Source organism: Rhizobacter sp. (assembly GCF_031412495.1).
In the GTDB taxonomy this organism is placed as follows: Bacteria; Pseudomonadota; Gammaproteobacteria; order Burkholderiales; family Burkholderiaceae_C; genus Schlegelella_A.
Map to the genome: position 1 here is coordinate 1 of NZ_JANODC010000314.1, position 9,444 is coordinate 9,444.

Below are 9,444 nucleotides of genomic sequence, written 5' to 3' on the forward strand. Positions count from 1 at the left end.
CGCCGTGCCGCGCTTGCCACGCAGCCGCACCTCTTCCATCGCGGCGGCCACTTCGGCATCGGTCATCCAGCTGGTGTGGGCCGGCGAATCGGGCGTGAAGTTGTCGCCCGACAGGTTCAGCTTGATGGAGTCGACGCCGTACTTCAGGAACATGCGCACCGCCTTGCGCATCTCGTCGGCGCCGTTGACATTGACGCCGAAGCTGAACTCCGGGAAGGGCAGGTGCGACAGCGTCTCGTCGCCGAGGCCGCCGGGCACCGTGATCTCCTGGCTGGCCGCCAGGTAGCGCGGACCGGGGATCTGGCCGGCGTTGATCGCGTTGCGGATGACGACGTCGAGGCGCGGCTTGGCGCAGGCGGCGCCGACGCACGAGGTGAAGCCGGCGTGCAGGTAGCGCTTGGCGACCTTGGCGCACCAGAGCACGTGCTCCTCGAGCGGCATCGTCTGGATCGCCGACAGCGTCGCCGCGTCGTTCCACGAGAAATGGGTGTGCGCCTCGCACATGCCCGGCATCAGCGTCGCGCCCGCGCCGTCGATCACGGTGGCGCCGCCCGGCGCGATCGGCGCCGTGCTGCGGCCGACCTGGCGGATGCGGTTGCCCTGCACCAGGACGCTGCCGGTGTAGGGCAGCTGCTGCCCGGTCCCGTCGAGGATGCGGACGTTGGTGAAGAGGGTGTCGTTGGCCATGTTGGATCTCCCGGGTGGCACCGCGTTCAGGCGGCCCAGCGCGTCGAGCGGGCGACGCGGGTGGCGGGGGCGCGGTGGAAGGCGCCGTCCTTCATGACGGCGAGGATGCGCGACTTGTCCTGCAGGACCGTGATGTCGGCGAGCGGGTCGCCGTCGACGAGCAGCAGGTCGGCGAGGTAGCCGTCCTTCAGCTTGCCGAGCTGCTCGCCCATCCGCATCATCGGCCCGCCCCAGGCGGTCGCCGACAGCAGCGCTTCCATGCTGCTCATGCCGACGTGCTTGACGAAGTACTCGAGGTCCTTCGCGTTCGTGCCGTGCGGCGTCCAGGCGAAGCCGTAGTCGCCGCCGGGCAGGATGCGGATGCCGCGCTTCCTCATCGCCTGCATCGAGGCGAGCGCCGCGTCGAGCTCGCGGTGGTAACCCATCTTCTTCGTGACCTCCGGCGTTAGGCCCCACTCGCTGGCGTGGTGCGAGGTGTTGATCAGCCAGGCCAGCCCGGGCGCGATGAAGTGCTCGCGCTTGTGCTCCTCGAGCAGGTCGAGCGCTTCCTCGTCGGTGAAGCTGGCGTGGTAGATGACCTCGATGCCGTGCCTGACGCAGCGCTTGATCGAGTTGCACGACCGCGCGTGCGCCGAAACGCGCTTGCCCCAGGCCTTGGCTTCCTCGACCGCCGTGGCGATCTCGACCTCGGTGAACTGGCAGCGGTCGCCCGGCATCCCGGTGATCGACTCGCCCGATAGGTTGAGCTTGATCGAGTCGACGCCGTACTTGACGAACATGCGCACGCAGCGGCGCATCTCCTCGGCGCCCGAGACGATCGCGCCGAAGGCGAACTCCGGCTGCGGCAGGTGCGGCTGGGTCGTGTCGCCGAGGCCGCCGGGCACCGTGATCTCCTGGCTCGCGGCGAGGTAGCGCGGCCCGACGATGGTGCCGTCGTCGATGGCGTTGCGGATGACGACGTCGAGCCTCGGCTTGGCCGTGGCGGCGCCGACGCACGAGGTCCAGCCCATGTCGAGGTAACGCTCGGCCACCTGCGCGCACCACAGGATGTGCTCCTCCGGCGGCATGCGCTGGATGGCGTCGAGCGTCGGCTGGTCGTTCCAGGAGAAATGGGTGTGTGCCTCGACCATGCCCGGCATGAGGAAGGCGCCGGCGCCGTCGATCACCTGGGCGCCGAGCACCGGCGGCGGCCGCACGCCGTAGCCGGTGCGGCTGACGCGGGCGATGCGGTTGCCCTGGATCAGCACCTCGCCGGTGTAGGGCATGTCGCCCGAGCCGTCGAAGATGCGCACGTTGGTGAAGAGCACGTCGGCCATGGCCGTCTCCTTCAGTGGGTTTGGGCGATGAAGCCGCGCAGCTCGCGCATGCACTCCTCGCTGCGTTCGACCGGGGTCCAGTGGCCGCAGCGCGGCAGCACGACGACGCGCTTGCTGCGCACCGACTGCAGCCGGTCGGCCATCGCCCGCACCGACTGCGGCGGCGCGACGCCGTCCTCGTCGCCGGTGACGAGCAGCGTCGGCGCCTCGATGCGCTCGACCGCCGCTGCCGGCGCTTCGGCGAGCGCCTCGCAGCTGCGCGCGTAGGCCTCGCCGTCCTGGCGCATCAGGCTTTCGCGGACGAAAGCGACGGCGACCGGCTGGCGCTCGCGCGTGTCGCTCGAGATCGCCGCCTTGAGCAGGCCTTCGGTGATCTCCTGCATGCCTGCCGCGCCCTCGCGGGCCTTCGCGGCTCGGGCCCGCATGGCCGTTCGGGCCGGCTCCGGCGGGGCGATCAGCGGCCCGAAGAGCGCCAGGCTGCGGACGCGGCGCGGCTCGCCGGCGGCCAGATGCTGGCAGACGATGGTGCCCATGGAATGGCCGAGCCAGTGCGCCCGCGCGATGTCGAGCCGCGTGCACACCGAGAGCAGCGCGTCGACGTAGCGGGCGATGCTGAGCGGGCCCTCGGCACGCTGCGAGCGGCCGCTGCCGGGCAGGTCGATGCGGACGACGCGGTGCCGCGCCAGCGCAGGCATCAGCGGCGTCCACGTGTTCGAGCTGCCGCCGAGGCCGTGCACGCAGACGACGGCATCGCCCTCGCCTTCGTCCTCGACGGCGATCCGCTCGATCATGTGCAGCGTCATCGGCCCGGATCCTGCTGGAAGCGGTTCTCGATCGCGCCGATGCCGTCGATCTCGATCCGCACGACGTCGCCGGCGTGCAGGTACTTCGGCGGCGAGAAGCCCATGCCGACGCCGGCCGGCGAGCCGGTGGCGATGACGTCGCCCGGGTGCAGGGTGATGCCGCGAGAGCAGGTCTCGACCAGCGTCTCGACGTCGAAGATGAGGTCGCGGGTCGACGCGTCCTGGCGCAGCTCGGCGCTGCCGCCGGCGGGCGTGACCCACCCGCGCACGCGCGTGTCGCGACCGTCGAGCTCGTCGGCGCTGACGATCCACGGTCCCATGGGGCAGAAGGTGTCGAAGCTCTTGCCGAGGTCCCACTGCTGGTGGCGGACCTGGACGTCGCGGGCGCTGACGTCGTTGACGATGGTGTAGCCGAAGACGTGGTCCATGGCCCGCGACCGGGCGATGTCGCGGCCGCCACGGCCGATCACGACGGCCAGCTCCGACTCGTAGTCGATCTGCGTCGAAACCGCCGGTCCGGGCAGGCGGACGTCGTCGTGCGGGCCGACGACGCACTCGGCGAACTTGGTGAAGACGATCGGCCAGGCGTCTTCCTTCGGCAGGCTGTCGCGAAAGACGGTGGTCGCCAGCTCCGCGGCATGGGCGCGGTAGTTGCGACCGACGCAGAAGAGGCCGCGGCGCGGCTGCGGCAGGGGCGCGCGCAGCGTGATCGCGTCGACCGGCATGCGCGGGCCCGATGCCGGCGGAAGCGGCTCGCCGCGCAGCAGCGACTCGAGCAGGACCTGCGCGCCACGCGATGCGTCGCCGATGGCCAGGGGCGTGGCTTCGCGACCGCAGGCCGAGATCGTCCCCGCGTGGTTCCGGCCGCCCCAGCTCCAGCTGGCGATGCGCATCGCTGTCGTCGTCTCCTGTGGCGGCCCGCGACGTCGGCGGGGCGTATCCGTTCCTGGCCGCCGTGAGACTTGCATCTCAAAACGGGATGGGCGCATCATACGAGCCGCTTCGAGCGAACGGCCGTCCGAGCCGGCCCGCGAGGCCACGGACAAACCCGCATGCCGGCTCTCAAGCACCAGCCCACCGCACCGCCCCTGCCGCCCGAGCGCGGCGTGAAGGCAGCCACCTTCGCCCTGCTGCTCGACACCGCGATGGCGCTGATCCGGCAGGACGGACACATCCCGTCGGTGGCCGAGGTGGCGATGCGATCCAAGGTGTCGCGGGCGACGGCGTACCGCTACTTCCCCAGCCGCAGCGCGCTCATCACGGCGGTCGTCCACGCCTCGCTCGGGCCGGTGCGGGCCTTCGCCTCCGACAACCGGAGCGGCCGCGAGCGCGTCCACGAGCTGTTCAAGCAGACCTTCCCGCGCTTCAAGGAGTTCGAGCCGCAGCTGCGCGCCGCGGCCCAGCTCGCCCTCGAGCACTGGGCCCTGGAGCGCAGCGGCCTGCTCGAGGAGGAGCCGTACCGGCGCGGCCACCGCATCCGCATCCTGCAGCACGCGATCGCCCCGCTCGAGGCGCAGCTCTCGCGGCCGAGCCGCGACCGCCTGCACAAGGCCCTGTCCATCGTCTACGGCATCGAGTCGTACGTGATCCTGAAGGACATCTGGGGCGTCGGCGACCGCGAGCTCGAACGCGTCGTGCTGTGGATGGCCGACGCCCTCATCGACGCTGCCCTGCGCGAAGGCGGCGCCGCTGCGGCTCCCTCGCGGGCGGCGTAAGGGCACGGTGCCCATGGCTCGACGCTCCGCCGCCTGGCACGACGCGCAGTACAACAACCGCGCCCGCATCCCGGAGCACCCGGCGATCCTCGCCCGCTGGGCGGCGACGTCGGCAGCCGCCCGCGAACGCCTGCGTTGCGAGCTCGACGTTCCCTATGGCGAGGCGCCCAGCGAGCGCCTCGACATCTTCCCGGCAGCGCGGGCCGGGGCGCCCGTGCTCGTCTACATCCACGGCGGCTATTGGCGGGCGCTCGACAAGCGCGACCAGTCGTTCGTCGCGCCGGCCTTCGTCGATGCCGGCGCGATGGTCGTGCTGCCGAACCATGCGCTCTGCCCCTCGGTGACGATCGAGCACATCGTCCTGCAAGTGGTCGCCGCGGTGGCCTGGGTGCACCGGCACGCGCGCGAGCACGGCGGCGACCGGGACCGGATCGTCGTCGCCGGGCACTCCGCCGGCGGCCATCTCGCTGCCCTCCTCCTCTGCTGCGACTGGCGGGCGGTGGGCGCCCACCTGCCGCGCGACCTGCTCTGCTCGGCCCTGTCGGTCTCGGGCGTGTTCGACCTCGAGCCGCTGCGCCACGCGCCCTTCCTCGCCCCCGACCTGCGCCTCGACGCCGCCACCGCGTGCCGCCTCAGCCCGGCCCGACTGCCGGCGCCTGCAGGCACGCTCCACGCCGTCGTCGGCGGCGACGAGAGCGAGGAGTTCCTGCGCCAGAACGCGCTGATCCGCGAAGCCTGGGGCGCCGCGGCAGTACCCGTCTGCGAGAGCGTGCCGGGCCGGCACCACATGGACGTGCTGTTCGACCTCGCCGATCCGCAAGCCCGCCTGCACCGGCTCGCGCTGTCGCTGCTCGGCCTCGGCGCGCAGCCCGCGGCCGGCGCGGCGGCGCGATGAGCTGGGCCGACGCGGCAGCGTCTTAGCGCAGTGCCGTCGCAGCGACGGCAACCCCTTGCCTGCCCCGGATCGCGGCTGCTTCCGCGCGGGCGCTCGAGGCTTCCTTCGCGAGGCCCGCACGCACGCGTGCGTCGGCCAGCCTTGCCAAAGCGTCGGCCAGGTCGAGGCTGACGGCCGGATCGACATGCGCGCGATACAGCTCCACGCCGCGCTCCAGCTCCCGCAGGCCTTCGGCGGGCTGCCCCGACGCGAGCAGCGCCTGCCCGAGCAACTGGATCGCCAGCGCGCCGAAGGCGCCGGGGGCAGCGCCCGCCGCGGAATGGGAGGTCGCCGCCGTTGCCTGGGCGGCCAGGGAGCGTGCTTCGGCCGGCGCCTCGGCAGCGAGCAGCAATGCGACCGCCTCGAGCAGAACGTCCGGGCCTTCTGCGGTTCCCGGCATCGCTGACAGCCCGGCGCGATGCCGCTCCTCCTTCCAGACCGCGAGTGCTTCCGTCCCCTGGCCGCGGGCCAGCAGCAATTCGCGGCGCAGTTGTCGAGCCTGCTCCTCGTGACCGGTACCTCGCTCCTTGCTGATCCGCGCCGCGCGCTCGATTGCCGTGGCGGCGTCGTCAAGCCGGCCTTGCCGGATCCAGGCGCGGGCCCGAAAGAGGTCGATGCGGGGAACCAGATCGGGCGCATCCTGCAATTGCGCCGCTTGTTCGGCGGCACGATCCAGTGCCGCCAGCCCCGGCACGAGATTCCCATGGGCGACCAGCGATCGGCCATACGCGGCCATGACCATCGGTACCGTGGTCTCGAAGTCGCGCTGCTGATCGCGAGCCCAGCGTGCCGATGCCTCGAGAGCCGAGACGCTGTTGCGCCAGCGGCCGCGGTTGAACAGGAATACGCCCAGCTTCAAGGCCGCGTAGTGCGGCGTCACCCCTTGATTGCCGCGGCGGCTCTCGTTGGCGATGCCCTGCCTGAAGCTGGCCTCGGCAGCATCGTGCTGACCCACGGCCTCCTGCACCTGGCCGCGCAAGACATAGAGCGGGGTCAGCACGCTGGCACCGAGGCCCGGCTGCTGCTCCACGAGGTCGATGGCCTCCGACAGCGGCGCGACGGCCTGCGCCGCGTTGCCGGTGTCCAGGCGGGTCTCGCCGACCAGGTAAAGCGCGAGCACGAGTTCGTTCGAGGTGGGAAGAAGCCGCGCCAGGGCCAACGCCTGTTCCGCCGACTGCAGCGAGCGGGCCATGTCGTCGGCACGGTGTACCGACGCTCGCCGCAGGGCCACGGCCAGCCGCGCCGGGGTGCCGGAATCCGGTTGCTTCGCGAGTGCTGCATCGGCCTCGTCCAGGCGCTGGCGCGCGTCAGCCTCGCGGCCGCTGATCGCCAGGGCGTGGGCGAGGTCGGCGAGCGCGAGCACGGTCTCGTCGCCGTCCGGACCGGCGACCTGACGGGCGAGCACCACTCGCTGCTCCTGCAGTTCGCGCTGCCGATCGAACTGGTTCAGGTCCTCGTACATCGATGCCATGAGCGCCAGCAGGCGCAGCCGCGCACCCGGGGTGTCGCGCAACTCGTTCTGGATCCGCGCCGCCGCCCGATCGAGGAGCTCACGGGCGGTGGTCTCGCGGCCGGAATCGGGGCGCGTCTGATCGCCGCTGTTGGCAGCGAAGACAGACTCGATGAAGCCCTGCACGGCCTGCGCGGTGGCAGCCTCCTGCCGCGCCTGTGCAGCCGACGAGCGCGCGACGCCGGCTTGCCACAGGGCGACCGCCGCACCGAAGGCCATGGCGGCGGCGATGGCGGACTCGACCTTGTGCCGCCGGGCTCGTCGAAGAACCCGGCGCGTCCAGGTTTCCGGCTGGGCCGAAACCGCCAGCCCCGCTTGATGCCGACGCAGGTCCTGCGCGAAGGCGTCCACCGTCGGGTAGCGGTCGGCGGCAGCCTTGTGCAGTGACTTGCGCAGGATCGCGTCGAGGTTGCCTCGCAGTGCGTCGCGGACGGCACGCTCCTGCGCGGCCGCGCTGGCGACTGGAGCCTCGACGGTGGCGATGGCTTCCTCGAGCTCGGCCGCGCTGCCGCGCTTCAGAAGGTAGGGCTTGCGCCCGGCCAGCAGTTCATACGCCACCACGCCGAGGCTGTAGACGTCGCTGGGGGTCCCCAATGCCTCTCCCCGCACCTGCTCCGGGCTGGCGTAGTCGAGTGTCAGGGCGCGGCCACCAAGATGCGTCAGCGCCGTGGAGGGCGCGGCGCCACCGTCGCCCAGCATCAGCTTGCCGATGCCGAAGTCCAGCAACTTCACTTCGCCGGCGTCGTTCACCAGGATATTGGCGGGCTTGAGGTCACGGTGCAGCACGAGCCGGCTGTGCGCGTAGGCCACCGCGTCGCACACCTGGAGCAGGAGTTGGACGCGCTGCCCGATGCCCAAGGCCATGCGCCGCGAGTGCTCGTCGATCGGCCGGCCCTGGACGTACTCGAGGGCCAGCCAGGGCCGGCCCGCGGCGTCTACACCGGCGTCGTATAGGCGTGCGATGCGCGGATGGTCCAGCGTGGCCAGGATGTCGCGTTCGCGGCCCATGCGGGCGGCCAGCCCGCGTGCCCAGCTCAGTCGCGGCAGCTTCAACGCCACCTGCCGCCTGAGCGTGCCGTCGGCGCGGTCGGCCAGCCAGACGCTGCCCATGCCTCCTGTGCCGAGTTCGCGCACCAGCCGCCAGGGGCCGACGAGCTCGCCGGCGAATGCAGCACCGGCATCGGCATCGCCGCCACCGGCGGCGCCATCAGGCGGGCCGACCAGCTTCGGCAGCGTGCCGAGGAAGTCGCCCGTCTCGGCAGAGGCCACCGCCAGCAATCGGCGCAGCGTCTCCTTGACCGGCGCCTGTATGCCGTCCAGGCTCTCCACCCAGGCGGCTCGTTCATGGGGCGGCAGGTCTAGCGCCTGGTCCAACAGCCGATCGACCATCGGCCACTCGCCCGCCAGTTCACGAAGCATCGTCATGCGCCGACCCCCGCCGGCGACTCAGCGCTTGCGCGCCAGGGTCACCCCGTCGCCGATCGGCAGCATCACGACATCGACACGCTCGTCGGCGTGGATCTTGTCGTTCAGCGCCTGCAGCGCCCGCGTGTCGGCATCCTCCGCCGGGCGGGCGACGCTGCCGCCCCAGAGCACGTTGTCGATCGCGATCAGGCCGCCGCTGCGAAGCAGGCGCAGGCAGCGCTCGTAGTAGGCGTCGTAGCTCGACTTGTCGGCGTCGATGAAGGCGAAGTCGTAGCTCGACGCCGCACCGGCGGTGAGTTGCGCATCGAGCGTGTCGACCGCCGGCGCGATGCGCAGGTCGATCTTGTGCGCAACGCCGGCTGCGGCCCAGAACGGCTTGCCGACGCCGGTGTAGGCCTCGCTCACGTCGCAGGCGAGCAGGTAGCCGTCGTCCGGCAGGGCCAGCGCCACCGACAGTGCGCTGTAGCCGGTGAAGACGCCGACCTCGATGGCGCGGCGGACGCCGCCGATGCGCGCCAGCATGGCCAGGAACTGGCCCTGGTCCGGGCCGATCTGCATGCCGGCATGCGGCTGGCTTCGCGTCGCTTCGCGCAGGCCTACCTGCGCCGGGTGCTCGCGGACGCCATGCGCGACCACGTAGGCGTAGAGGCTGTCGTCGACGGTCGTCCTTCGGTTCGCCATGCTGCTCTCCTGTTCAGGCCGCTTGCGCGGCGTGGTCGATGCGCGCCGACGCGGCGGCGGCGCGAGCGAGCGCCGACACCTCGCGCGGCGCCCGGCCGTGCAGCCGATGATCCGACCAGACCTGGCGCCAGCGCCGCGCACCGGCCGTCGCGTTGCGCAGCCCGAGCATGTGCCGCGACGCGTGCGACCACGGCTCGCCGCTGGCCGCGAGCCGCTCCATATAGGCGACGTAGGCGGCCTCGACCGCATCGCGATCGGCGGCCACGGGCGGCGCCGTCTCGGCGAAGAAGCGGCGGTCCCAGTCGGCCATCGCGAACGGGTCGTGGTACGCGGCGCGGCCGACCATCACGCCGTCGGCCTCGGCGAGGTGGCG

Annotated in this window: 9 protein-coding genes; 2 read left to right on the top strand and 7 right to left on the bottom strand. The window is 72.0% G+C overall.

Annotation, left to right across the window (positions count from 1 at the left end; translation table 11 throughout):
• The 4 genes from AC30N0_RS11730 to AC30N0_RS11745 form a co-directional block, all read right to left on the bottom strand.
• The coding region (locus tag AC30N0_RS11730; RefSeq protein ID WP_489518093.1) for an amidohydrolase family protein at window positions 1-687 on the bottom strand (687 nt) is incomplete at its 3' end.
• A gap of 26 nt (window positions 688-713) precedes the next feature.
• Window positions 714-2,003: a metal-dependent hydrolase family protein gene (locus AC30N0_RS11735; protein ID WP_489518094.1), complete on the bottom strand. Its 1,290-nt coding sequence runs from the start codon at window positions 2,001-2,003 to the stop codon at window positions 714-716.
• 11 nt (window positions 2,004-2,014) lie between these two features.
• Window positions 2,015-2,806, bottom strand: coding sequence for an alpha/beta fold hydrolase (locus tag AC30N0_RS11740; protein ID WP_489518095.1), 792 nt, complete (start codon window positions 2,804-2,806; stop codon window positions 2,015-2,017).
• On the bottom strand, window positions 2,803-3,699 hold the full coding sequence (locus AC30N0_RS11745; RefSeq protein ID WP_489518096.1) for a fumarylacetoacetate hydrolase family protein: 897 nt from the start codon (window positions 3,697-3,699) through the stop codon (window positions 2,803-2,805). Before AC30N0_RS11745 ends, AC30N0_RS11740 begins: the two co-directional genes overlap by 4 nt.
• A 159-nt stretch (window positions 3,700-3,858) precedes the next feature.
• Here AC30N0_RS11745 and AC30N0_RS11750 point away from each other — a divergent pair, with 159 nt between their 5' ends.
• Together AC30N0_RS11750 and AC30N0_RS11755 are read left to right on the top strand one after the other, a co-directional pair.
• Entirely contained in the window at window positions 3,859-4,521 is a 663-nt protein-coding gene (locus AC30N0_RS11750; RefSeq protein WP_489518097.1) for a TetR/AcrR family transcriptional regulator, read from the top strand.
• A gap of 13 nt (window positions 4,522-4,534) precedes the next feature.
• Window positions 4,535-5,416 carry an alpha/beta hydrolase gene (locus AC30N0_RS11755; RefSeq protein WP_489518098.1) on the top strand — a complete coding sequence of 294 codons (882 nt, stop codon included), beginning with the start codon at window positions 4,535-4,537 and terminating at the stop codon, window positions 5,414-5,416.
• 22 nt (window positions 5,417-5,438) lie between these two features.
• Here the strand turns inward: AC30N0_RS11755 and AC30N0_RS11760 are convergent, their stop codons facing one another.
• From AC30N0_RS11760 to AC30N0_RS11770, 3 genes are all read right to left on the bottom strand, one after another.
• Entirely contained in the window at window positions 5,439-8,390 is a 2,952-nt protein-coding gene (locus AC30N0_RS11760) for a serine/threonine-protein kinase (protein WP_489518099.1), read from the bottom strand.
• Between the two features lie 21 nt (window positions 8,391-8,411).
• Window positions 8,412-9,071: a class I SAM-dependent methyltransferase gene (locus AC30N0_RS11765; protein ID WP_489518100.1), complete on the bottom strand. Its 660-nt coding sequence runs from the start codon at window positions 9,069-9,071 to the stop codon at window positions 8,412-8,414.
• Window positions 9,072-9,084: 13 nt separating this feature from the next.
• A partial coding sequence (locus AC30N0_RS11770; protein WP_489518101.1) for a tRNA-dihydrouridine synthase occupies window positions 9,085-9,444 on the bottom strand: 360 nt, incomplete at its 5' end.

Excerpts from the sequence above, each read along its gene's own strand:
- AC30N0_RS11735 (WP_489518094.1), bottom strand. The coding sequence starts at position 2,003 with ATGGCCGACGTGCTCTTCACCAACGTGCGCATCTTCGACGGCTCGGGC.
- AC30N0_RS11740 (WP_489518095.1), bottom strand. The coding sequence starts at position 2,806 with ATGACGCTGCACATGATCGAGCGGATCGCCGTCGAGGACGAAGGCGAG.
- AC30N0_RS11760 (WP_489518099.1), bottom strand. The coding sequence starts at position 8,390 with ATGACGATGCTTCGTGAACTGGCGGGCGAGTGGCCGATGGTCGATCGG.
- AC30N0_RS11765 (WP_489518100.1), bottom strand. The coding sequence starts at position 9,071 with ATGGCGAACCGAAGGACGACCGTCGACGACAGCCTCTACGCCTACGTG.
- AC30N0_RS11750 (WP_489518097.1), top strand. The coding sequence starts at position 3,859 with ATGCCGGCTCTCAAGCACCAGCCCACCGCACCGCCCCTGCCGCCCGAG.
- AC30N0_RS11755 (WP_489518098.1), top strand. The coding sequence starts at position 4,535 with ATGGCTCGACGCTCCGCCGCCTGGCACGACGCGCAGTACAACAACCGC.
- AC30N0_RS11745 (WP_489518096.1), bottom strand. The coding sequence starts at position 3,699 with ATGCGCATCGCCAGCTGGAGCTGGGGCGGCCGGAACCACGCGGGGACG.